This is a genomic window from Pseudarthrobacter sp. NBSH8, from assembly GCF_014217545.1.
GTDB lineage: Bacteria > Actinomycetota > Actinomycetes > Actinomycetales > Micrococcaceae > Arthrobacter.
Genome location: NZ_CP043178.1, coordinates 857,335 through 880,757, shown reverse-complemented (window position 1 = coordinate 880,757; position 23,423 = coordinate 857,335). Strand labels below are relative to the sequence as shown.

Sequence of the window (23,423 nt, the reverse complement as noted above, 5' to 3'; positions counted from 1 at the left end):
CAGCGGTTCGGGCTCGATTCTGCCGCCTCAACCACCGACAGCCGCTATCCCGCGGCGGTCGGTTCACCTACCAGCACGGCCACGGGCTCCAGCCTGACGATCACGGCCTTGGACGCCGGCGTCTGGCTGCCCTCGGCCACGCTTTCCAGCGGCACCAGCACGTTGGCCTCGGGGTAGTAGGCCGCCGCGCAGCCGGCCGCCGTGGGGTACGAGACCACCCGGAAGTTGCGCAGCACGCGCTCCACGTTGTCCTGGTACACGCCGTGGATGTCCACGTGCTGCCCGTCGCTGAGCCCCAGTTCGGCGAGGTCCCCGGGGCTGACAAACACCACTTCACGGCCCTTCTTGATGCCCCGGTAGCGGTCGTTGTTGCCGTAGATGGTGGTGTTGAACTGATCGTGCGAGCGCATGCTCTGCAGGATCAGCGTTCCGGCCGGCCGTTCCACATGTTCGAGATCGTTGACCGTGAGCATGGCCTTGCCGGTAGGGGTGGTGAACGTCCGCGAATCCCGTGGCCCGTTCGGCAGCACAAAGCCGCCGTCCTGCCGGATCTTCCTGTTGTAGTCCTCGCAGCCGCTGACCACGTGCGAGATGTGGTCCCGGATGAGGTCGTAGTTCTTCTCGAACCCGGCCCAGTCCGCCTGCACCGAGTCACCCACCACCTTTTGCGCCAGCCTGCTGACGATGGCAACCTCGGACAGCAGGCCCGGCGCCACCGGTTTAACTGTTCCGTGCGAGGCATGGACCGCGCAGACGGTGTCCTCCACGGACACAAACTGCGGACCGGATTCCTGCATATCAATCTCCGTGCGGCCCATCGTGGGCAGGATCAGCGCCTCGGCCCCGGTGACGGTGTGCGAACGATTGAGTTTGGTGGAAATCTGGACCGACAGTTCGGTGTTTTCCATCGCCGCGAAAGCGGCGTGGGTGTCCGAAATGGCGCCCACGAAGTTCCCGCCCATGGCCACGAAAACCTTGATGCCGCCGTCGCGCATTTGCCTGATGGTTTCCACGGCGTCGATACCGTGCTCACGGGGCGGTTCAAACCTGAACTCCTTGCCCAGCGCGTCCATAAAGGCCGGCGGCATCTGCTCCCAGATGCCCATGGTGCGGTCGCCCTGGACGTTACTGTGCCCGCGGATGGGCGACGCGCCTGCGCCGGGCTTGCCGATGTTGCCACGGAGCAGCAGGAGGTTGATGATCTCCTTGATGGCGGCCACACCCTTCTTTTGTTGGGTGATACCCATGGCCCAGGTGATGATCACCTTCTCCGCCCTCAGATAGCGGTCCGCCAGTTCGTCGATTTCCTCGGTCCGCAGCCCGGTAGCCTCCAATACGGCAGCTTCGTCCAGCTGGGAAAGGTGCTCGCGGAGCTCCTCCAGACCTTGGCAGTGTTCGGCGAGGAATGCGTGGTCCAGCACGGTCCCCGGATTCGCGGCCTCGGCGTCGAGGACCCGCTTGGAAACTGCCTGGAGCAGGGCCATGTCTCCACCGATGCGGACCTGTAGGAACTGATCGGCGATCTCCGTGCCGCGGCCAATGATCCCCTTGACCTTCTGCGGGTTCTTGTACCGCATCAGGCCCGCTTCCGGTAGCGGATTCACGGCAACAATGCTGGCACCGGCCTCCTTGGCCTCCTCCAGAGCGGTCAGCATCCGGGGGTGGTTGGTGCCCGGGTTCTGGCCCATGACGATGATCAGGTCCGCTTTGGCGTAGTCGTCGGCGGAGACGGTAGCCTTGCCGATGCCGATGGTCTGGCCCATGGCCCAGCCCGAAGACTCGTGGCACATGTTGGAGCAGTCCGGCAGGTTGTTGGTCCCGTAGGCGCGGACAAACAGCTGGTAGAGGAACGCGGCCTCGTTGGAGGTCCGGCCGCTGGTGTAGAAAGCGGCCTGGTCCGGGCTCGGCAGTCCCTTGAGCTTGTCCGCGACGATGGTGAAGGCCTGCTCCCAGCTGACGGGACGGTAGCGGTCCTCGCCCGCGGGCTTGTGCACCGGCTCGGTGAGGCGTCCCTGCATCCCCAGCCAGTACTCGGACCGCTGCCGCAGCTCACTCACAGAGTTCTCGGCCCAGAATTCGGAGCCGATCACCACCGGGGTGGCCTCCCAGGTGACAGCTTTCGCGCCGTTTTCGCAGAACTCAAATGTCTTGCGGTGCCCGGGGTCCGGCCAGGCGCAGCTCATGCAGTCGAAGCCATCCTTCTGGTTCAGTGCCAGCAGGGTTTTCGCGGTCCTGACCGCCCCCATATGCTGTACGGCCGGCTCCAACGAGTGATAGACACCCGGGACGCCGGCGGCCCACGTCTTCGGGTGGCCGCTGACCTCGATGTCAGCCTCGTTGGCCTCTTCCACGCGCGGGTTCTTGCGTGCCACGTTGCACTCTCCTTGGTTCAAGCTCTCTCGCCGTTAACGCACCGGTTTTCTGCAGTGCGACGGTCCCAGTCCACCCTATCGAGGGGTTCATCCAAGTCAAGAAGGACTAACGGCAAACGCCTAGGTAGGGTGGACAGATGGACGTCCCTCCCCTTGTCTGGACCCTGACCATCGCGGGAATCGTGGGCCTGCTGGCTTTCGATTTCTTCTTCCATGTGCGGAAGGCCCACACGCCCACACTCAAGGAATCGGCCATCTGGTCCTCCATCTATGTGGGGATCGCCCTCCTCTTCGGCCTGGGGGTGCTGCTGTTCGGCGACATCACCATGGGCACCGAATACTTCGCCGGGTACGTCACGGAGAAGGCCCTCTCAGTCGACAACCTCTTTGTGTTCCTCATCATCATGGCCAGCTTCAAGGTCCCCCGCGCAGACCAGCAGAAGGTTCTGCTATTCGGCATCGTCTTCTCGCTGATCGCCCGGACCGCGTTCATTTTCCTCGGTGCCGCCCTGATCAACAGCTTCGCGTGGGTGTTCTACATCTTCGGCCTGATCCTGCTGATCACCGCAGGGAACCTGCTCAAGCCGGACAATCACGACGACGACTCCGAGGGCTTGGTGGTACGGCTCGCCAAAAAGTACCTCCCGGCGTCGGAACATTACGACGGCGACAAACTGTTCACGATGGAGAACGGCAAGCGCGTCCTCACCCCAATGCTCCTGGTGATGGTGGCCATCGGCGGCACCGACATCCTGTTTGCGCTGGACTCCATCCCCGCCATCTTCGGCCTCACCCAGAACGTCTTCATAGTCTTCACGGCCACGGCGTTCTCGCTGATGGGCCTGCGCCAGCTCTTCTTCCTCATCGATGGGCTGCTGGACCGGCTGATTTTCCTTGCCTACGGCCTCGCCGCCATCCTCGGCTTCATCGGCGTCAAGCTCATCCTGCATGCCCTGCACGAGAACAACTTGCCGTTCATCAACGACGGCGAGCCCGTCAATGTGGTGGAGGTCAGCACCAATATTTCCCTGACCGTGATCCTGGGCGTCCTGGTTGTCACCGTGCTGGCCTCGATCTTCAGCCCCAAGGGGAAGGCCAAAAACGCGGTGTCCGGCGCCAAACGGCACGCCACCGAATACCTGGACCTCAACTTCGAAACGGACATGGCGGAGCGGGACAAGCTGTTCGCCCGGATGGTCCGGGAGGAAGACCAGCTCCGCAACCTGCCGGAGAAGTACAGAAGGCTCATCCGCAACGAAACCGAATTCATGGACCTTCTCCGTAAGGCCCACACCGAGCACGATGAGGCCCAGGTCAGGGCAGCGAACCCCTAAAGCAACGCGGGGTCACTTACCGCCCATCCAGAGGCCCGTGAAGGGCCGTAAGTGACCCCGCGTTGTCAGTGGCTGTTGCTAGATTCAAACCAGCGCCAGGGGAACCGTCCACCGGCCAGGCAAGTCACCAGGCACATCAATGAGGAGACCCCGTGTTTCTGCTCGATCCAGCCAGCGTTGATCCCCGCAGTGCGGATTCCAGTTCCGCTGATTCCGGCCCCCGCGCGCCGCAGGACCTGGTGTTTTCCGCTAGCGACCTGGTGGCCGCCAGCGAATGCGAATACCGCACACTCCGCATCCTGGACGAGAAACTGGGCCGGTCCCCCAAAGCGCAGTTTCCCGACGACGAAATGCAGCGCCGCGCCGGGGCGCTCGGCGACAAGCACGAGGCCAAGGTCCTGGCCGGCCTGATTGCGCAGTACGGCGCTTGGGACGCCGGCCGCGGCGCCGGGGTGTACTCGATCGAGCGCGGGGAGAACATCCGAGGCGAGCTGCTGGCACGGCACGCTGAGACGGAACTCGCGCTCCGTGCCGGGGCCGACGTCGTTTTCCAGGCAACCTTTTTCGACGGCGAGTTCCTGGGCTACGCGGACTTCATCGTCAACGAGGCCGCCGGAACCGGAAACCCTGGCCGTTACGAGGTCTGGGACACCAAGCTCGCCCGGCACGCCAAGGTGGGCGCGCTCCTGCAGCTTGCCGCCTACGGCGACCAGCTCATCGGCATGGGACTGGAGCCTTCGCCCCGGGTCACACTGGTGCTGGGCGCCGTGGTGGACGGCGACTACCTCCGCAGCCACCACTCCCTGCCGGACCTGCTGCCGGTGTTCCGCGAGCGCCGCGACCGGTTCCGCGCCCTGACCGCCGCCCACCGCGAGGCCGGTTCAGCGGTGCAGTGGCAACAGCCCGGCGTCGCGTACTGCGGGCGGTGCAACTACTGCGCCGAGCAGGTCCGGTCCCACCGCGACCTCCTGCTGGTGGGCGGCATGACCACCCTCCGGCGGAGGAAACTCATAACCGACCACATCACCACCATCGACGAGCTGGCCGATCTCCCGCCGGGCAAGGCCACGGGCTCGCTGGTCCGGCTCCGCGACCAGGCCCGTATGCAGCTGGGCCGGGACGTTCCGGACGGTTCCCGCACCTACTTCAAGGACGGCGAGGAGCACACCGTCACGTTCAAGGTGCTGCCGGAGAATGCCTTGGCAGCGATTCCGGAGCCCAGTCCCGGCGACATCTTCTTCGACTTCGAGGGCGATCCCCTCTGGCAGGACCCCGCCACCAGCAAATGGGGGCTGGAGTACCTGTTCGGGGTGATCGAGGCGCCGGTGTTTGACGGTGACGCTGCGGACGCCCACGCAGCGGGCACGCCTGTCGTGGATGACAAACCCGTCTTCCGGCCCTTCTGGGCGCATTCGCGCAACGAGGAGCGGCAGGCATTCCTGGACTTCCTCGCCTATGTGGAAGAGCGGCGCGCCAGGTACCCGGACATGCACGTTTACCACTACGCCGCCTACGAGAAATCGGCGCTGCGGAACCTGTCCGTCACGCACCTCGCAGGCGAGGACATCGTGGACAACTGGCTCCGCGACGGCCTCCTTGTGGACCTCTACGCCACCGCCCGGCATTCGCTCCGGATCTCCGAGCCGTCCTACTCCATCAAGAAGCTTGAACCCCTGTACATGGGAGACAACCTCCGCTCCGGGGACGTGAAGGACGCCGGAGCCTCCGTGGTGGCATATGCCGGTTACTGTGCTGCGCGGGACGACGACGACGCCGCCACGGCCGCCCATATCCTGGCCTCCATCTCCGACTACAACGAGTACGACTGCCTCTCCACCCTCCGCCTCCGCGACTGGCTGCTGGGTCTGCGACGGACGGCTGCCTCACGCACGGCGACAACCGGAACTTCCGACGACGGCGGGCAGCCGGCGTTGTTGTCGTCATCGTCCGCTGTTGCGGCCTCGCCACCGCTACCGGAACCCGAGCCAACACCCGAGGAGCGCCGCCTCCAGGAGTATCTGGCCGGCCTGCCGGACAACCGGCCCTGGACCAACGACGAACGGGCCATCGCAATGGTGGCCGCAGCCACCGGTTACCACCGCCGCGAGCGCAAGCAGTTCTGGTGGGAACACTTCGACCGCACCGAGTCCGAGATCGACCACTGGTCGGAGCACCGCAACGTGTTTGTGGTGGATACCGCGGAAATACTGACGGACTGGGAGCTCGCAAAGCCTACGGCCCGGATGCGTACCCGCAGGCTGAGGCTGACCGGGATCATGAGCGAAGGGTCGGAGTTCAAGCCCGGAAGCACCTGGTGCCGGCTCTACAATGCGCCGGTCCCCGCTGGCCTGGAGGATCCCCTGGGCACCGCCACGGGCCGCGGGTTCACCTTCGGCACGCTCGTGACCGCGGTGGAGGACCACCCGCGGGTTGCCGGCCAGGCCATGATCACCATCGAGGAACGGGAAACAGGGAAAGTCCCCGCGTACCCGCACATTCCGGTGGCGCTCACCGAGGACCAGCCCATCCGCACCGCCAGCATCGAGGCCGCCCTGGCCGAACTGGCCCAGGGTGTTGGCGCCTCGGTGCCCTCGCTTCCGGAACATCCCGGCGTCGACATCCTGCGCAAGGTGCCTCCGCGCTTCCACTCGATGCCAGGTCCCGCAGCCGTCGGCACGGACGCCGCCGGTGCAGCGGACTACGTCACGGCGATCACCGCCACGCTGCTGGACCTCGATCATTCGTACCTTGCAGTGCAGGGCCCTCCCGGCACGGGCAAGACCTACGTCGGCTCCCACGTCATTGCCCGGCTGGTGGAACAGGGCTGGAAGATCGGGGTGGTGGGGCAGTCCCACGCGGTGGTGGAGAACATGCTCTGCACAGCGATCGAAACCGCCGGAGTGGATCCGGCACGGGTGGCGAAGAAGCTGGCCGCCCCGCATCCGGTGCTGTGGCACCGAACCTCCGACGACGACGTCGCGGCGCTGCTGGGTTCCCCCGGCGGCTGCCTGGTGGGCGGCACCGCGTGGACCATGACGGGCAAGTCCGTGCCAGCAGGATCCTTGGACCTGTTGGTCATCGACGAGGCCGGCCAGTTCTCGCTGGCCAACACACTGGCCGTGGCCCGCGCCGCCAAGCGCCTCCTGCTCCTCGGTGACCCGCAGCAGCTGCCTCAGGTCACGCAGGGCTCGCACCCGGAGCCCGTGGACGAGTCCGCCTTGGGCTGGCTTGCTGCCGGGCACGCCACGCTCCCCGGCGAACTGGGCTATTTCCTGGCGGACAGCTGGCGGATGCACCCGGACCTGTGCCGGGCCGTGTCCGTCCTCAGCTACGACGGAAAGCTGGAAGCTGCGCCGGTGGCATCCCTCCGCAGCCTCGCGGAGCTGCCCGCCGGGGTGGAAACAGTCTTTGTGGACCACAGCGGGAACACTAAGTCCTCCCCAGAAGAAGCTGCCGAGGTGGTCCGTCAGGCCCAGCGGCACATTGGGCTGAAATGGCTTCCGGGCGACGACAAACCGGCCAGGCCACTGAACCCGGAGGACATCCTTGTGGTGGCCGCCTACAACGCCCAGGTCCAGCTGATCCGGCAGGCCCTGCATGACGCCGGCCTACCCGGTGTCCGTGTGGGCACGGTAGACAAGTTCCAGGGCCAGGAGGCGCCGGTGGTCCTGGTGTCCATGGCCTGCTCCGCCGTTGCCGAAGCTCCGCGCGGGGTCGAATTCCTGCTGAACCGGAACCGGATCAACGTGGCCGTGTCGCGGGGCCAGTGGCGTGCCGTGATCATCCGCTCCCCCGAGCTCACGAACTACATGCCGGCCAAACCGGCGGTACTGGAAGAGCTCGGCGCCTTCATCGGCCTCGGCGCGGGTGTCCATGGCCCTTGGTACTCACGGCCCGCGCAACACCCTGAGAAACCGTGTTCTTACCGCTGAATCACGGTAAGTTCATGAAGTGACTTCCCAGAGCAACAGGTTGCCAGTCGGCGCCCTGATCGTCCTTGCCGCCATCGGCTTTACCGCCATCACCACCGAACTCCTGCCCTCCGGCCTGCTGCCCCAGATCAGCGGCGACTTCCGGGTCTCCGAGGCCACTGCCGGGTATCTGACGGCGGGCTACGCCGCCATCATCGTGGTCACCGTGATCCCGTTGTCTCTGCTGCTGGCGCGGGTCCCCCGGCACTACCTGCTCATCGCGCTGATCCTGTTCTTCGCGGCCAGCAACGCACTGGTGGCCATCGTCTCCGATTTCGGTGCCGCCATGGGTTCACGGGTGGTGGGCGGCATTGCCCACGGCCTGCTGTGGTCCGCCATGGCCCCGTTTGTGGCGCGGATCGTCCCGGCCCACAAAGTGGGCAAGGCGCTGGCCATCGTCTTCAGCGGCAACAGCCTGGGACTGGCCATCGGCGCCCCGGTAGGCACCGCCCTGGGCAACATCGTCGGCTGGCGCGCGGCGTTCCTGGTCCTGGCCGCCTCCGGGGTGGTGCTGGCGCTCCTTGCCGTGTGGCTGCTTCCCCCGGTGCGGCGTATCCCCGATGCTCCGCACCCATCAATCCGCAAGGCGATCGGCCAGCCGGGAGTGAAGACTGTCGCCGTTGCCTGGCCGCTGATGCTTATGGCCCACTTCGCCTTGTTCACCTACATTGCGCCGTTCCTGCGCGAGGTCCGGCTGCCTGACTTCAGCATCCCGCTGTCCATCAGTGTCCTCGGTGTTGCCGGGCTGGTGGGCATCTGGATCGCCGGCGTCACCGTGGACTCCCGGCCCCGGCGCTGGCTCCTGATCACTGTCGCCGGCGTTGTAATTTCCGTGGCCCTGCTCCCGCTGGTGGGAAGCGTCGTGCCGGCCCTGGCGCTGCCGGTCACGCTGGTCCTGATGCTGGTCTGGGGCACAGGCATTGGCGCGATGGGGATTTACAACCAGTCCGCCATCCTCCGGGCCGGGGGCGAGTACAGGGACGCCGCCAACGGACTGACGGTACTGACCATCCAGATCGGGATCATGATCGGCGCGATGTTCGGCGCCGCTGCCCTCACCATTGCGGGGCCGCTCCTGGTCCCGATCGCCGCTGCAATTCCCGCCGTCGTCGCGTTTGCGCTGATCCTCACGGGACGGCGGCACTCCTACCCGCCGGGGCCAAAAGAGCGCGTCAGCGTGCCGTGAAATCCCGGAACGATCCGTCGGCGGCGGAGATGGACTCCTCCACCCGTTCCACCCGGCCGGGGGCGTTCTCCGATCTCAGCCAGTCCAGGAGCTTGTGGACCTGCTGCTCCGGCCCTTCGGCCTCGATGGACACCGAGCCGTCGTCGAGGTTCCTCACCACGCCCTTAAGCCCCAGCTCGTCGGCTTTTCCCATCGTCCAGAAACGGAACCCGACCCCCTGCACCACGCCAAAGACGCGGGCAGAGAGCCGGATGTCGCCGTACTCCCGGCCGGGGATATCCCCGCCAGGGTTATCCCGGCCAGAGTCGTCGCGGCGCCAGGAAAAGCCCATGGCTGTCAGGACTGCTTGACCAGCGCCGCTTCGACGTTGATCTTTACCTTGTCGCTGACCAGCAGGCCGCCGGCTTCCAGGGCAGCGTTCCAGGTCAGGCCGAACTCCTTGCGGCTGATCTCGCACTCCGCGGAGAACCCTGCGCGAGTGGCACCAAACGGGTCCACGGCTACCCCGGTGAACTCAACCTCCAGCTCCACCGGCTTGGTGATTCCGCGGATGGTGAGATCGCCCGTGAGCGTGTAATCCTCGCCGTCGCCCTCTACCGAGGTGGCACGGAACGTCATCTCGGGGTACTCCTCCACATCGAAGAAGTCCGCCCCCTTCACGTGTCCGTCGCGGTTGGCGTCGCCGGAATCGAAGCTGGCCGTTTTGACCGTGGCGTGAAGCGAAGCCTCTGCCAATGATGAACCAACGCGGGCTTCGGCCGAGGCGTCCGTGAAACGTCCGCGGACCTTGCTGATGCCCGCGTGCCGGACAGTGAAGCCGATCTCGCTGTGCGACATGTCCAGGGTCCAGACGCCGGAGGTAAGGCCTGAAGGTAGGGTCACTTTCGCATCTCCTTGGTGGGAAACAGTGGGGTGGAAACCGGCCAGGACGGCCGGTTTCCACACTGCTTCACTCCGGAGTTTTTGTCCAGATACTGACCCAAAATCCGCCCGCAGACGCGGTTACATGCCCAAAAACTCGGTGGGAGGAGGGGCGCGTCCGGTCAGTTGATGGTGATGTCCCGAGTGCGGTGATCGTAGCGGATGGTGACCGTGCCGCCGTCGTGGTGCAGTTCGTGGTTGGGGCCATCGAACGTGCCGAATGCGCCGTAGTTCTCGTCCCACGAACGGTTCAGCGCGATTTTGAAGGTGTAAGAGCCAGCGGGCAGGTCGGCGCTGATCTTCCACAGCTGGTCCAGGGCATCGAGCGTCAGCTGGGCTTCGTCGTACTGCGGGGCCCAGTTCTCCGGCGCGCCCAGGATGGTGTTGAAGTCGCCGGCAACCGCTACGGCCTCGGGCTGCGGGAAAGTCTCCACAGCTGGAGCTTCGGCCTTGGGCGCGGCCTTAGCCGCAGTTTTGGGTGCTGCCTTGCGTGAGCGGACGGCCTTGACCACAGGCTCCACGGCGTCCTCAATGGCGTCTTCGATTGCCTTGGCGGCCTTCCCGACGGCGTCGGCGGCCTTCTTGGCGGGAGTCCGCTTCGCCGGGGCCTTCTTGGCGGGAGTCCGCTTCGCCGGGGCCTTTTTGGCGGGAGCCGCCTTCGCTGCCGGCGCAGGTGCCGGGGCCGGCGGAATGGCGACGTCGGCAGGAACCGGAGTGCCGGCGTCGAGCGCCGTGGCGAACGAATCCGCATCGGGGAAGGCCACCGTGGCGCGCATGCCGTCATCGGTGATGGTCCAGCCGGAACGGCCCTTGACCAGCCAGCCGGCCTTGACCAGCTTGGCCGTGGCGGAGGTGAGCGTCTTGTGTCCACGCGGGATGCCGCCGCTGAGCAGCGTGGCCTCGTGTTCACTGAACGGCACGCGCGCAGTGGCTTCCGCCAGAACCTCGCCAGCGTTGAGTGAACCGCCGGACCAGACGCCTTCCGTCAGCACGTGCAGCACGGTCTTGAGTCGGAGGTCGGTGTTATCTGCGATGGACTTGGCCATTTTTCCCCTTGCATAATGCGATCTGTCACTAGGCATCCTGCCAAGACCCTGTTAAATCGCGCGACTTGAATTGGTTAACTCTGCGTGTCGTGACCGACTATGACGCGGATTACAGCAGAAGTGAGGCAGGAGTCTCGGCTAGGGGGCTGTTTACTCAACCCTGGAGCACAAATTCCGGGTATCGCCGGACTCTTTCCGGCCGCGCTCGCGCACCAGTGTATCGAGCAGGGCGGACCGGAGCTAGCCGGCGTTCAGCTCGTCCAGGAGCTCGGCTTTGCGCTCCTCGGAGGCGAACGACGAATGGATGGAATTGGCCGCCAACCGTGCCCTGTCAAAGTCTGAAAGGTCAAAAACGGCCTTCAGCTGGGAGAAGTTGTCGTCCACGTACCCACCGAAGTACGCCGGATCGTCCGAGTTCACGGAGACGTTGAGCCCGGCGGCGAGCATGGCCGGCAACGGATGGTCCGCCAGGGTGTCCACGGCACGCAGCCGGACATTCGAGAGCGGGCAGACCGTCAGCGGAATCCGGTCCGCCACCAGCCGCTCCACCAGTTCGGGGTCCTCCATGCAGCGGATGCCGTGGTCAATCCGTTCCACTCCGAGGACGTCCAGAGCGTCGATGATGTACGACGGCGGCCCCTCCTCGCCTGCGTGGGCGGTCAGCCGCAGGCCCGCTTCGCGGGCTTTGGCGAACAGCCGCTCGAATTTTGCCGGCGGGTTGCCCACCTCGGCGGAATCCAGACCGATGGCCGCGATGGGGGCGTTCATGGCAAGCAGGCCGTCCAGGACTTCCAGCGCGGATTCCTCGGACAGGTCCCGCAGGAATGCGGCGATCAGGAGGGTGGATATGCCGAAGTCCTCCTGGGAGGTGGCCAGGGCCGACGCCACGCCGTTGACGCAGGTTTCAAGGCTGACACCGCGGGAGAGGTGGGCCTGCGGGTCCATCATGATCTCCGCGTGCCGGACCCCTGCAGCGGCGGCGCGGGCCAGGTAGGCGCGGGTCATGTCGGCGAAGTCCTGTTCGGTCTGCAGCACTGCCATGTTGGCGTAGTACAGGTTCAGGAAGGACTGCAGGTCAGTGAACTCGTACAGTCCGCGGAGCTCTTCCAGGCCGGAGTACGGCAGGGTGATGCCGTTGCGCCCGGCCAGTTCGAGGATCAGCTCCGGCTGCAGAGTGCCCTCAAGGTGCAGGTGCAGTTCCGCGACGGGCAGGAGCTGCGCCGCTTCGGTCTCCGGCAGGTCCGTCTCCGAAGGTTCTGTCCCTGGAAGTTCCGTCCCGGGCACTTCCGTGGCTGGTGGTCCCGTCTGTGGCAGCGTATCGGCGGCGGTGTCCCGGTTGTTGTCCATCGGGTCAGGATATCGCCCGCCGGCCGGTTCGCGGCTAGAGTCGGATCGATGCGGAACCTTAAACCGGCTGACGATGTTTCCCTTCCCACTTCTGGCCATCTGGCGGACGGCTTCGTCCGGGTCCGGGGCGCGCGGGAGAACAACCTGCGGAACGTGGACGTGGATGTGCCCCGCGACTCCATTGTGGCTTTTACCGGGGTCTCCGGCTCGGGAAAGTCCTCCCTCGCTTTCGGCACCATCTACGCCGAAGCCCAGCGCCGCTACTTCGAATCCGTGGCCCCGTACGCACGCCGCCTTATCCAGCAGGGCCACAATCCCAAAGTGGAGATGATCTCCGGGCTGCCACCCGCCGTCGCACTTCAACAGCGCCGCGGCGCCCCCAGCAGCCGCTCCACCGTGGGCACGGTGACCACGCTCTCCAATTCGCTCCGCATGCTGTTTTCCCGGGCGGGCACTTACCCGGCCGGTGCCGAGCAACTGGACTCCGACGCGTTTTCGCCGAACACCGCGGCCGGCGCCTGCCCTGAATGCCACGGGCTAGGGGTGGCGCACACCGTCAGCGAGGAATCCCTGGTCCCGGACTCCAACCTGACCATCCGGGAAGGGGCCATCGCGGCGTGGCCCGGCGCCTGGCAGGGCAAGAACCTCCGCGACATCCTCAGCCACCTGGGCTACGACGTGAACGTGCCCTGGCGGAAGCTGCCCAGGAAGCAGCGCGACTGGATCCTGTTCACGGACGAGCAGCCCGTCGTGGAAGTCACGCCCGAGCGGGATCGCGTGGCCAAGCCATACAAGGGTCGCTTCTGGAGCGCCAAAAGCTACGTCCTGCACACCCTGGCGGACTCCCAGAGCGCCTCCATGCGCGAGCGCGTCCTGGCGTTTATGGAGTCCGGCCCGTGTCCGCGCTGCGGCGGCACCGGGCTCCGGCCCGAAGCCCTCGCGGTCTCTTTCGGCGGCCGCAATATCGCCGACCTCAACGCCACGCCGATGGCGGAGCTCGCCGAAATCATCCGCCCCACCGCCGGGCTCAAGGAAGCCGGTACCGCGTCACGCCGGCAGTCCTCCGGCGAGGAAAACGAGGTGGCAGTGGCCATCACCGCCGATCTCCTGCAGCGCATCACCGTGCTCCTGGATCTGGGCCTCGGATACCTGGCGCTGGGCCGCGTCACCCCCACTCTCTCCCCTGGCGAGATGCAGCGGCTCCGGATCGCCACCCAGCTCAGGTCTGGACTGTTTGGCGTGATCTACGTGCTCGACGAACCGTCCGCCGGCCTCCATCCGGCCGATGCCGAACCGCTCCTGGCGGTCCTGGACCAGCTCAAGGCTTCCGGCAACTCGGTGTTTGTGGTGGAGCACAACATGGACGTGGTCCGCCGGGCCGACTGGCTGGTGGACGTTGGTCCCCGCGCCGGAGAAGGCGGCGGCGAGGTGCTTTACAGCGGGCCGGTTGCCGGGCTCGCGGCCATCGAGGCTTCAGTCACGCGGCCCTTCCTGTTCAACGAGGGCGTGGCGCGCGGCAACGGAGGGCCCCGAGGAGCTTCCGACGGCGGCACGGCACCTCGTGCAGGCACCGCGCCACATGCAGGCACCACGGCACCTCGCGCGGGCACCGCACCACATGCCGGCGGCGCCCGGGAGCCGGACGGCTGGCTGGAACTCGCCGGGATTACCCGGCACAACCTCAAGGACCTGGATGCGCGGTTCCCGCTGGGCGTTCTGACCGCAGTCACAGGGGTGTCCGGCTCCGGCAAGTCCACCCTGGTGACGCATGTCCTAGGGGAAGTCGTGGGATCCGGGCTGAAGAATCACCAGGCCCCGCAGCTGTCCGAACCTGATGATGCGGGTCCGGCCGCGGCGTTGTCCGTGGGGCCGGTCAGCGGCACGGAACGGATCGACAGGCTGGTCACTGTGGACCAGAAACCCATCGGGCGAACCCCCCGCTCCAACCTCGCCACCTACACCGGCCTGTTCGACGCGGTGCGCAAGGAATTCGCGGCGACGGAGCAGGCGAGGGCACGCGGGTTCGGCGCCGGGCGGTTCTCGTTCAACGTGGCCGGAGGCCGCTGCGAAACCTGCCAGGGCGAAGGCTTTGTGGCGGTTGAGCTGCTCTTCCTCCCGGGCAGCTACGGGCCTTGCCCTGAGTGCGACGGGTCCCGATACAACCCCGAGACCCTGGAGGTGACGTACCGGGGCAAGAATGTGGCGGAGGTGCTGCGCCTGACGGTGGATGCGGCCACCGCGTTCCTGGCCGACATTCCGGCCGCCGCCCGCAGCCTGAAGAGCCTCGGGGATGTGGGCCTGGGCTACCTCCGGCTGGGCCAGCCCGCCACGGAGCTTTCCGGCGGCGAGGCCCAGCGCATTAAGCTGGCCACCGAGCTTCAGCGAGCCCAGCGGGGACATACTTTGTACCTCCTGGACGAGCCCACCACCGGGCTCCACCCCGCCGACGTCGAACTCCTGATGGCCCAGCTCCACGGCCTGGTGGACAGCGGCAACACCGTGGTGGTGGTCGAGCACGAAATGGCCGTTGTGGCGGGGGCGGACTGGGTCATTGACCTTGGCCCCTCCGGCGGGGACGCCGGCGGCCGGATTGTCGCCACCGGCACCGCCGCCGACGTCGCGGGTTCCACCGCCAGCCGCACCGCGCCCTACCTGGCCGCCGCGCTTCCCCAGCCGGTCACCAGCTGACCACCAGAAATCATCTCGGTTTGATAACGGGCCGGCGATGTCCTAGCGTGAAATGCAAGCCCGTTCTTCGGGCGACATGAATGCCCGGTGCTGCCTCCACCAGAACTGCCCGGCCGGCAGACACCGAAAATTGACCTCTATATCGTCAGGGGCGGGCAGTGGCGCAATAACCTCCGGGGACGGACCGAGCGCTGGTGGCCTTCAGGAGCATCACACCATGAACAACACCACCATTCGTACTGCCGCACGCCGTGGAGTAGCCGTCGCCGCCATTTCCGCGGCAGGCCTTGCACTCTCAGTCACGGCAGCCAACGCGGCCACCGACGGCGCAACCTGGGATTCCCTGGCGCAGTGTGAGAGCGGCGGAAACTGGGCCACAAATACCGGCAACGGCTACTCCGGCGGCCTGCAGTTCAGCGCCACCACATGGGCTGCCTACGGCGGCACCGGTTCCGCGGCCGATGCCAGCCGTGAACAGCAGATCGCAGTTGCCGAACAGGTCCAGGCATCGCAGGGCTGGGGAGCGTGGCCGTCCTGCGCCGCGGAGCTTGGCCTGAGCGGCGGAAGGGGCACGACGGCGGTGACCCCCCAGAGCGTGCCAGTCCAGAGCGTGCCGGTCCAGACACCCGTGGAGCAGGCACCAGCCCTGCCAGCCGCGACGGATGCCGTGACCGCTCCGCAGCACGCCGCGCGCGTGGAACTGAGCGGCGAGACCTACACGCTCGAGCCCGGCGACACCCTGAGTACGGTCGCCGACAAGCTGGGCGTTGAGGGCGGCTGGCAGAGCCTGGCGGACGCCAACCTGGACACCATTGCCAACCCGGACCTTGTATTCTCCGGGCAGGTCCTGCAGCTTCCCGCCTAAGCTTCAACACTTTCCGCGGGGACCGCCCCTTTCCCCAAGAATGACGGTCCGCGGAAACAACAAAACCCGGCAGCAACAACGCCGGGAAACAACGACGCCGGAGCGCCCCTCGCTGGGGAGCTCCGGCGTCGTCCGTTGTGTTCTGAATGGCGGGCAGGCGCCTGATTCCCGCCCGGCTGTCCGCGGTCCTGCTCGCTTAGGCTGCTGCCTTGGCGGCCGGAATCTCGCGGATGATGCGGACCTTCCACGCGGCGTCGTCCGTGGTGTCCAGCAGGGCCACCGTGCCGTGGGCGAGGTTCAGTGCCACACGCTTGGCCGCCAGCAGTTCGAGGTAGAGCTGCTCGTTCATGCGGCTGGGGGTGTCGATTATGTACTTCACAGCGTCGCGGACCTTGCGGTAGTTGGCACTCTTCTCGCGGTGCAGGTGAAGTTCCAGCATCTGGCGCTGGCGCACTTTGGGCTCGTGCTTGTTGAGCCAGGAGACGGCAAGGTGTACACCAACCACCAGGGCGAGGGAAACGGCGTAGATCCACCAGCCGCTGGACATCAGGAACAGAGGCAGGTTGCCGATGGCCACGAGCGCAATCACGATCCGCAGAGCAACGATCCGGCGAATGGTCAGGGCAACGGCGGCCATGGCGGCACGAAAACCGTGCTGCTCGGTCCGCGCAGCAGCCGGGTCGAGGGTAAATTCATCAAGGACCAGGATGCCCTTGGCCTCCGGATCCAGCATCTGCCCGAACTTGGGCACAAACAACTGCGTTGAACCGGTGGTCGCAACAGGAGAAATTGTCATTGGGGGGCTTCCGGGACGGTGGGGCGTTTCGGTGATCCTAGTGGTTAGCGTTACCCGTTGTATGTATCGGTCCACTATGTGAACTATTTATGGCGCTGTTGTGATTGAGGGACCCCGCCACCGGATCCTGCGCGTGTGGCGCCGGGCACTGCAATTGGCACATCCGCCGCATGCCGTCAGACTGAAGGGATGCAAACCTTCCTTCCGTATCCCGATTTCCGGCAGAGTGCCGCAGCACTGGACACCGCCAGGCTTGGCAAGCAGCGTGTTGAGGCGCTGCAGACCCTGCGGGCTCTGGTGATTCCCGAGTACGGCTGGCTGGACCACCCCGCCGTCCGCATGTGGATGGGCCACGTTCCGGCGCTCACCATGTACGGCCTGGCGATGGTGGACGAATGGACCTCCCGCGGCCATGAGGACAATACCCGCGCCAACATCACCGAGTTCGCGCCCCAGGCAGCCCACCCGGACTACGCGGCCAGGATCCCGTTGCCGGAGTGGCTCGGAAATCCTGATTTCCACCTGAGCCACCGCGCGAAGCTGCTCCGCAAGGAACCGAAGTTCTACAAGACGGTGTTTCCTGACGCCGACCTGGACCTGGACTTCATTTGGCCTGAGCCCAAGCACGAGTTCTACCCGGCAGAACCCGAGGGCGACATCCTCTGGATCCTCCGCGACCCGCACACAGAAATCGATCCGCAGACGCTGGATACCGTGGCCCTGCCTCCGATCCGCCGCGGCGGCGCTGCTGCACCCGCCGCACCAGAGGATGGCTATTCCCCCGTATACGTCGACGACGGCTCCCGCCGCCCGTCCAAGCAGCCGCGCAAGCTGCCGCCCAAGCAGCTCGTGAAGAAGCCCACCCGCAAGCGCCAGGCTCAGGAGGAAGCGTTCGCCACCCTCCCCGGCAAGACCACCGTTGCCGTTTCATTTGAGGACGGCACCAAGTTCGCCGTCGGGCAGGTGCTGGGCCGTCCCATCACGCTCGACGACGGCCGGTTCGGCCGCACGTTCAGCGTCACCGAGGTAATCGACCGGGCCGCGTTCGATTACCCGGCACTCCTGCAGGACCCCCGGGTGTTCTTCCCGGTTCCCGCTCCCTGAGTCCGTGACCATCCTCATGGCCGGCTGCGGCGACCTGGGCACCGAAGCGGGCCTGCGCTTCGCCGCGGCCGGACACCGGGTGGTGGGCTGGCGCCGTTCGCCCGAGAAACTGCCTTCTGCGATCGAAGGTGTAGCGGCGGACCTGGGCTCCACGGACCTGCCCACTGTCCCGGCGGACACCACGGCCGTGGTCGTGGCCGTAGCGGCCGACTCACCCACGGAAGCGGCCTACCGGGCCGCCTATGTGGACGGGCTGACGCACGTCCTGGACGCCTTGGAGCGCGACGGCGTGACGCCACGCCGGGTACTTTTTGTGTCCTCCACCGCTGTTTACGGGGACGCCGCCGGTGGCTGGGTTGATGAGAGTACGACGGCGGCAGCCGGCAGTTTCTCGGGACGCATCCTCCTCGAAGCGGAGGAACTCCTGGTTTCGCGGTTGCGCGGCACGGGCACCTCGCCCGTTGTGCTGCGGCTTGGCGGGATCTACGGTCCGGGCCGGACCCGTTTGATTGATCAGGTCCGCGGCGGGAATGCCGTGGTCCCCGACGAGCCGCGCTTTACCAACCGGATCCACCGGGACGACGCCGCTGCTGCGATGGTCCGCCTGGCCTGCATGGAAGCTATGCCTGCGCCGGTATATGTCGGTGTGGACAACTCTCCCGCTGAACTTGGGGATGTGCTGCGGTTCCTTGCCGCCGAAATGGGCTATCCGGAACCGCCAGTCGGTCCGGCAGGCGAGGCCCGCGGGGGCAACAAACGCTGTAGCAATGCGCTGCTCCGCGGGACCGGGCTCGAGTTCACCTACCCAACGTTCCGGGAAGGTTACCGGGCAGTCCTGGCGCGCGCAGGAGTCCGACACCCCTAGCCTCCGGGCGCGAGGGGACATTTCGCGAGGGGACATTTGAGGCCCTCAATTGCCGCAACCCAACATGAGGCACCGATAGTCGCTTCGACGTTTTCCTAGTCGCAAGGTTATCCACATAGCCATTGAGCCTCACCGCTTTTGTCGGACCCTCCGGGGATGATTTGGGTATGGATAGCAGAGCAGCTGTGGCGACGGCGGAGGCCCTTTCGGTGTCTTTCGGTGAGCTTGCTGCAGTGCTCCGTGAAGCTTCCGAAGGCTCCGCTGCGTGTGCTGATCCGCTTCGCCGTAGGGCTGATGTTGCCCTGAAGACCTTGGCCGCCGTCGCCTGCGGGGAGGCGACGATGGCTGCCCTGAAGGTGCATGCGGCCGCCGTGTACGCCGCCGCTGCCGAGGCTCTGGCGGGCCCGGCTGAGTCGCCGCAGGACCACAGGGGCCAGGAGATGGCCGTGATCGCTGAAGTCGCCTGTGCTCTGACGGTCAGCGAACGCTCCGCCAGTGCTCTGCTCGCTGAGGCGCACGCGCTGACCACGGCCCTGCCGTTGACGTTCTCGGCGTTGCAGGCCGGGCAGATTTCATGGCAGCACGCGAGGATCATGGTCGACGAAACCATGAACCTAAACCCCGCGGGAGCGCAGGCGTTGGAGGCACATTTCCTGGACCCCCACGCAATGAACCCGGCACATGGCCCGGCCGGTGAGCTCATCCCCGGCCGGTTCCGGCACAAGGCCCGCACCTGGCGGGAACGCCACCACCCGGTCAGCATCGAACAACGCCACCTACGTGGGGTCCAGGACCGTCGGGTGGAGTACGCCCCGGACCGCGACGGGATGGCCTGGCTCTCCGCCTACCTCCCCGCCGTCCAGGCTGCCGGGATCTGGGACCGTACCACCACCGCAGCCCGGGCCCTCCAAGGCCCCCATGAAGACCGCACCCTCAGCCAACTCCGCGCAGACACCGTTGCCACCTGGCTCCTCGGCGCCAACACCACCGCCGGCGCCGGAACCGGTGATGAGGGTCGGGAAAACAGCGGCGACGCGACCGGCGAAACGAGCCACCACGAGACCGGTGGCATCGCTGTGGGTGTTGGTGTTCCGTCGCCGCGGGCGCAGGTCCTCGTCACCGTGCCGGTGTTTGCGCTGTTGGGCCTCACGGATGAACCGGCCATGCTCGACGGATACGGGCCCATCCCGCCGTCCATGGCCCGCCAACTGATCGCCGACGGCGCGGAGTCCTTCCACCGCGTCCTGACCGATCCCCGGGACGGTGCACCGCTGGAGATCGGGCGGACCAGCTACCGGCTCACAACAGCCCAACGCCAATGGCTCAGACTGCGCGACGGGAAGTGCCCGTTCCCCGGCTGCAGCAACCACTCCCTCGACAACGAAGCAGACCACATCCTGGCATGGGCTAAGGGAGGCAGTACCGGGATCAGCAATCTCGGCCAGCCCTGCCACAAACACCACAGACTCCGCCACACCACAGCCTGGACACCCACTGCGGCTACCAAGAACGAACCGTCCGGCTGGACATCACCCACCGGACGGCACTACACCAGCGAACAACCCGACTGGGAACCACCACACTGGCCAGAGCACCTTAAGGCAATATCCGAACATACAGCCGGCAAAGGGCCCAACGCTGTGGCCAAGCATCCTGACCCAGCGATCCCCGCAGAGAGTCCACCGTGAGCTGGATCGTGGCCTCGCAGTGCAATGCCCTGATATCGGGTTAGAACGTAGCTATTTGCCGAGTCCAGCCCTGCGGAGCGCCTCTGCCATGGCGGTGTTTGCAGGCGCCAGATTCGGCGCCTGCGGCCGGCCGCCCGAGGACTTCGGATCGGGCTTCGAAGACGATATGTTCTTGCTCCCCGGGCTTGGTGCCCCGGATCCGCGCAGCCCACCTGAGTCACGCCCGTTGGAGTCGCGCCCGCTGGCGTCACGCCCAGGTGAGTCACGCCGCGGATTTGCCGGGCCCGCTTCCGGACGGCCCCCGGAAGGCCGTCCCCCCGTTGCCTGACCGTTTTCAGGACGGCGTTTTTCCGAACGCGCGGCTTCCGGTCGGCCAGCCGCCGAACGAGTACTCTCCGAACGCTGAGTTTCTGAACGCGCGCCTGGCGCCCGCCCACCCGAAGTCGACGGCTCGTCGTCGAGCCGTAGCGTGAGCGAAATCCGTTTCCGCTCCGGATCGGCCTCCAGCACCTTCACACGGACAACCTGCCCGGACTTCACTACCTCGCGGGGATCGGAGACAAAGCGGTTGGCCAGCGCAGATACGTGAACCAGGCCGTCCTGGTGCACTCCCACGTCCACAAACGCACCGAACGCGGCCACATTGGTGACGGTCCCCTCCAGCACCATGCCGGGCCTGAGGTCGGAGATCTTCTCGATGCCCTCCGAAAACGTCGCCGCTGCAAAGGCAGGCCGTGGATCCCGGCCCGGCTTGTCCAGTTCGGCCAGGATGTCCTGGACCGTGGGCAAACCAAAGGTGCTGTCAACGAAAGCGCGGGGATCCAGGGACGATGCCGGCGCCGAGCCCGCGGCCACCAGGATTTTCCGGGCAATCGGATACGCCTCGGGGTGCACGCTCGATGCGTCCAGCGGTTCTGCTCCCCCGGTGATCCGCAGGAAGCCAGCGCACTGCTCAAACGCCTTCGCACCCAGGCGGGGCACCTTCTTCAGTTCGCTGCGCTTGGCAAACGGCCCGTGTTCGTTCCGGTACGCCACAATGTTCTCGCTCAGCAACGGCCCGACGCCGGCCACACGGCTCAGCAGCGCGGGCGACGCCGTGTTCACGTCAACGCCGACAGCGTTCACGCAGTCTTCGACCACGGCGTCCAGGCTGCGGTCCAGCTTCGCTGCAGTGACGTCGTGCTGGTACTGCCCCACGCCGATGGACTTGGGATCGATCTTCACCAATTCCGCCAGCGGGTCCTGCAGCCTCCGCGCGATCGAGACGGCTCCGCGCAGGGAAACATCCATGCCCGGCAGCTCCGCCGATGCGAGCGCCGACGCGGAGTAGACCGACGCCCCAGCCTCGGAAACCACCAGTTTCTGCTGTTTCGCATCCGCGGCTGGCAGCAGCTTGATCAGTTCCGCGGCCAGCTTGTCAGTCTCCCGGGACGCTGTGCCGTTGCCGATGGCCACCAGCTCTACCTTGTGCTTCTGGGCGAGCCGCACCAGGGTTGCGAGGGCCTCGTCCCACTTCCGGGTAGGCGCGTGCGGGTAGACGGTGTCGGTGGCCACCACCTTGCCCGTGCCATCCACAACGGCCACTTTCACGCCGGTCCGCAGTCCGGGGTCCAGCCCAAGAGTGGCGCGGTTTCCAGCGGGTGCCGCCAGGAGTACGTCGCGCAGGTTCGCGGCGAATACGCGGACAGCTTCGTCCTCGGCGGCCGTGAACAGCCTTCCCCGGAGGTCGGCAGTCAGCCGGGCCAGTACCCGCGAGCGCCAGGCGAGCTGCGCGGTCTGGATCAGCCACGCGTCAGCGGGCCGGCCGCGGTCTGCGACCCCGAGGCACCTGGCCACGGCGGATTCGTAGCGGGCACGCGCAGCGGCCAGGGCGTCGTCGTCGTTCGGATCCGCTTCGGCGAGTTCCAGCTCCAGGACGCCGTCCTTCTCGCCGCGCAACAGCGCAAGCACGCGGTGCGAGGGCATCCCGGTGGGCGCCTGGGCGAAGTCAAAGTAGTCGGCGAATTTCTGCCCGTCGGACTCCTTGCCCTTCTTGACCCGCGACACCATCCGCCCCTGCGTCCACAGCCGCTCGCGCAGGGTCGCCGCGAGGTCCGGATCCTGCGCAACCCGCTCAACCAGGATGGAACGGGCGCCGGCGAGCGCGGCGGCCGCGTCACCAATGGAGTGTTCGGCGTTCAGGTGCCTGGCAGCCTCGCGTTCCGGGTCCAGGTCGGGCCGCTTCAGTAGGGCATCAGCGAGCGGCTCCAGCCCGGCTTCACGGGCGATCTGGGCCTTGGTGCGGCGTTTGGATTTGAACGGAAGGTAGATGTCCTCCAACCGTGACTTGGTGTCCGCGGCAAGGATCGCTGTCTGCAGTTCGGGCGTCAGCTGCCCCTGGGCGGCGATCGCTTCGAGGACAGTACGACGGCGGTCCTCGAGTTCGCGGAGGTAGCGCAGGCGCTCGTCGAGCTCGCGCAGCTGCGTGTCATCCAGCGTCCCGGTGGCTTCCTTGCGGTACCGGGCGATGAACGGAACGGTGGACCCGCCGTCGAGCAGGTCCACTGCAGCCTTGACCTGCCAGGTCTTCACTCCAAGCTCGGCGGCGATCTGGGCATGGATGGCGCTGTCCGGAGTTGAGGCAGACGTGGGGGCGGACGGGACGTGCGGGAGTTGGGTCACCTGAACATTTTGCACTACGGGCCTGATGGTCTCCAGTGACGTACTGCCGGGCAGCCGGCCGGGGTATTCCGCTCCGGGCCGCGAAGTGCTGTAGTTGATATGCCGTCACAGGCAATCATTTCGAGGAAGAGGCCACCATGCGGGAACTGCTCATCGTCTTTCAGGAAGGATTCGACGAGGCCAACATCACCGTTATGGTCAACGGCAAGGAGGTCCGCCGCGATATGGGGGTGTCCACCAACCCGCTGCTGGGGGAAGCCTACGAAGCGTCCGTGGAGCTTCCCGCGAAAGGCGCGCAAGTAGGTGTGGAAGTCACCAACCGGGGCCTGAAAGCCATTACCAAAGTCAGCGGAAAGCCCAAGAGCCTGCTCGTCTCCATTCAGGATGACAAGCTGGTGATGCGCGAAGGGACGGGCCGGGAGGCATACCTGTAGTTTTCCTAGCAATAATCCATTCGCTTGAGTATGGAGTTACCGCTCAGCACTTGTGAATCTGGGCGGGCCAACGTTGAAAATGAGCCAAAACAGCCGTCGGATGGCTTATTGGCGCGGGCTGCCGGGACAGCACACCGAGCAGCCA

The 23,423-nt window shown here is 66.2% G+C and carries 16 protein-coding genes; 9 read left to right on the top strand and 7 right to left on the bottom strand.

The genetic code is table 11. The features are described from left to right. Positions 1-44: 44 nt before the first annotated feature. Positions 45-2,372, bottom strand: a complete 2,328-nt coding sequence (locus FYJ92_RS04030; protein WP_185262708.1) for an FdhF/YdeP family oxidoreductase — start codon at positions 2,370-2,372, stop codon at positions 45-47. Between the two features lie 137 nt (positions 2,373-2,509). Here FYJ92_RS04030 and FYJ92_RS04025 point away from each other — a divergent pair, with 137 nt between their 5' ends. From FYJ92_RS04025 to FYJ92_RS04015, 3 genes are all read left to right on the top strand, one after another. After that, on the top strand, positions 2,510-3,706 hold the full coding sequence (locus FYJ92_RS04025) for a TerC family protein (RefSeq protein WP_185262707.1): 1,197 nt from the start codon (positions 2,510-2,512) through the stop codon (positions 3,704-3,706). Between the two features lie 158 nt (positions 3,707-3,864). Then, on the top strand, positions 3,865-7,638 hold the full coding sequence (locus FYJ92_RS04020) for a TM0106 family RecB-like putative nuclease (protein ID WP_185263660.1): 3,774 nt from the start codon (positions 3,865-3,867) through the stop codon (positions 7,636-7,638). 19 nt (positions 7,639-7,657) lie between these two features. Beyond that, entirely contained in the window at positions 7,658-8,863 is a 1,206-nt protein-coding gene (locus tag FYJ92_RS04015) for an MFS transporter (protein WP_185262706.1), read from the top strand. Here FYJ92_RS04015 and FYJ92_RS04010 read toward each other — a convergent pair. From FYJ92_RS04010 to FYJ92_RS03995, 4 genes are all read right to left on the bottom strand, one after another. Beyond that, positions 8,850-9,194 (bottom strand): acylphosphatase, encoded by a 345-nt coding sequence (locus FYJ92_RS04010; protein ID WP_185262705.1) that lies wholly within the window; start codon positions 9,192-9,194, stop codon positions 8,850-8,852. The genes FYJ92_RS04015 and FYJ92_RS04010 overlap by 14 nt on opposite strands. A gap of 5 nt (positions 9,195-9,199) precedes the next feature. Then, complete coding sequence (locus FYJ92_RS04005) at positions 9,200-9,745, bottom strand: YceI family protein (RefSeq protein ID WP_185262704.1); 546 nt, start codon at positions 9,743-9,745, stop codon at positions 9,200-9,202. A gap of 161 nt (positions 9,746-9,906) precedes the next feature. After that, a complete protein-coding gene (locus FYJ92_RS04000; protein WP_185262703.1) occupies positions 9,907-10,830 on the bottom strand; it encodes a glycosidase in 924 nt (307 codons plus the stop codon). 240 nt (positions 10,831-11,070) lie between these two features. Continuing rightward, positions 11,071-12,177, bottom strand: a complete 1,107-nt coding sequence (locus FYJ92_RS03995) for an adenosine deaminase (protein ID WP_255482296.1) — start codon at positions 12,175-12,177, stop codon at positions 11,071-11,073. A gap of 48 nt (positions 12,178-12,225) precedes the next feature. Between FYJ92_RS03995 and FYJ92_RS03990 the strand changes: the two genes are divergently transcribed. Next, positions 12,226-14,865, top strand: coding sequence for an excinuclease ABC subunit UvrA (locus FYJ92_RS03990; protein WP_185262702.1), 2,640 nt, complete (start codon positions 12,226-12,228; stop codon positions 14,863-14,865). 217 nt (positions 14,866-15,082) lie between these two features. Next, the gene (locus FYJ92_RS03985; RefSeq protein ID WP_185262701.1) at positions 15,083-15,730 is read left to right on the top strand and encodes a transglycosylase family protein; all 648 of its coding nucleotides are present in this window, start codon (positions 15,083-15,085) and stop codon (positions 15,728-15,730) included. 196 nt (positions 15,731-15,926) lie between these two features. Here FYJ92_RS03985 and FYJ92_RS03980 read toward each other — a convergent pair whose 3' ends face one another. Next, positions 15,927-16,463: a hypothetical protein gene (locus tag FYJ92_RS03980; protein WP_370526247.1), complete on the bottom strand. Its 537-nt coding sequence runs from the start codon at positions 16,461-16,463 to the stop codon at positions 15,927-15,929. Positions 16,464-16,715: 252 nt separating this feature from the next. Between FYJ92_RS03980 and FYJ92_RS03975 the strand changes: the two genes are divergently transcribed. The 3 genes from FYJ92_RS03975 (at position 16,716) to FYJ92_RS03965 (ending at position 20,183) form a co-directional block, all read left to right on the top strand. Continuing rightward, positions 16,716-17,630, top strand: coding sequence for an MSMEG_6728 family protein (locus FYJ92_RS03975; protein WP_185262699.1), 915 nt, complete (start codon positions 16,716-16,718; stop codon positions 17,628-17,630). A gap of 4 nt (positions 17,631-17,634) precedes the next feature. Beyond that, the gene (locus tag FYJ92_RS03970) at positions 17,635-18,495 is read left to right on the top strand and encodes an NAD-dependent epimerase/dehydratase family protein (RefSeq protein ID WP_185262698.1); all 861 of its coding nucleotides are present in this window, start codon (positions 17,635-17,637) and stop codon (positions 18,493-18,495) included. Between the two features lie 167 nt (positions 18,496-18,662). Then, entirely contained in the window at positions 18,663-20,183 is a 1,521-nt protein-coding gene (locus FYJ92_RS03965; RefSeq protein WP_185262697.1) for an HNH endonuclease signature motif containing protein, read from the top strand. Positions 20,184-20,234: 51 nt separating this feature from the next. Here the strand turns inward: FYJ92_RS03965 and FYJ92_RS03960 are convergent, their stop codons facing one another. Then, positions 20,235-22,844: a Tex-like N-terminal domain-containing protein gene (locus FYJ92_RS03960; protein WP_185262696.1), complete on the bottom strand. Its 2,610-nt coding sequence runs from the start codon at positions 22,842-22,844 to the stop codon at positions 20,235-20,237. A 137-nt stretch (positions 22,845-22,981) separates the two neighbouring features. On the opposite strand from FYJ92_RS03960, the gene FYJ92_RS03955 reads away from it, so the two are divergent. Then, the gene (locus FYJ92_RS03955) at positions 22,982-23,278 is read left to right on the top strand and encodes a hypothetical protein (RefSeq protein WP_104062760.1); all 297 of its coding nucleotides are present in this window, start codon (positions 22,982-22,984) and stop codon (positions 23,276-23,278) included. Positions 23,279-23,423: the final 145 nt, after the last annotated feature.

Excerpts from the sequence above, each read along its gene's own strand:
- FYJ92_RS04025 (WP_185262707.1), top strand. The coding sequence starts at position 2,510 with ATGGACGTCCCTCCCCTTGTCTGGACCCTGACCATCGCGGGAATCGTG.
- FYJ92_RS04010 (WP_185262705.1), bottom strand. The coding sequence starts at position 9,194 with ATGGGCTTTTCCTGGCGCCGCGACGACTCTGGCCGGGATAACCCTGGC.
- FYJ92_RS04000 (WP_185262703.1), bottom strand. The coding sequence starts at position 10,830 with ATGGCCAAGTCCATCGCAGATAACACCGACCTCCGACTCAAGACCGTG.
- FYJ92_RS03995 (WP_255482296.1), bottom strand. The coding sequence starts at position 12,177 with ATGGACAACAACCGGGACACCGCCGCCGATACGCTGCCACAGACGGGA.
- FYJ92_RS03990 (WP_185262702.1), top strand. The coding sequence starts at position 12,226 with ATGCGGAACCTTAAACCGGCTGACGATGTTTCCCTTCCCACTTCTGGC.
- FYJ92_RS03985 (WP_185262701.1), top strand. The coding sequence starts at position 15,083 with ATGAACAACACCACCATTCGTACTGCCGCACGCCGTGGAGTAGCCGTC.
- FYJ92_RS03980 (WP_370526247.1), bottom strand. The coding sequence starts at position 16,463 with ATGCTGGATCCGGAGGCCAAGGGCATCCTGGTCCTTGATGAATTTACC.
- FYJ92_RS03975 (WP_185262699.1), top strand. The coding sequence starts at position 16,716 with ATGCAAACCTTCCTTCCGTATCCCGATTTCCGGCAGAGTGCCGCAGCA.
- FYJ92_RS03965 (WP_185262697.1), top strand. The coding sequence starts at position 18,663 with ATGGATAGCAGAGCAGCTGTGGCGACGGCGGAGGCCCTTTCGGTGTCT.
- FYJ92_RS03955 (WP_104062760.1), top strand. The coding sequence starts at position 22,982 with ATGCGGGAACTGCTCATCGTCTTTCAGGAAGGATTCGACGAGGCCAAC.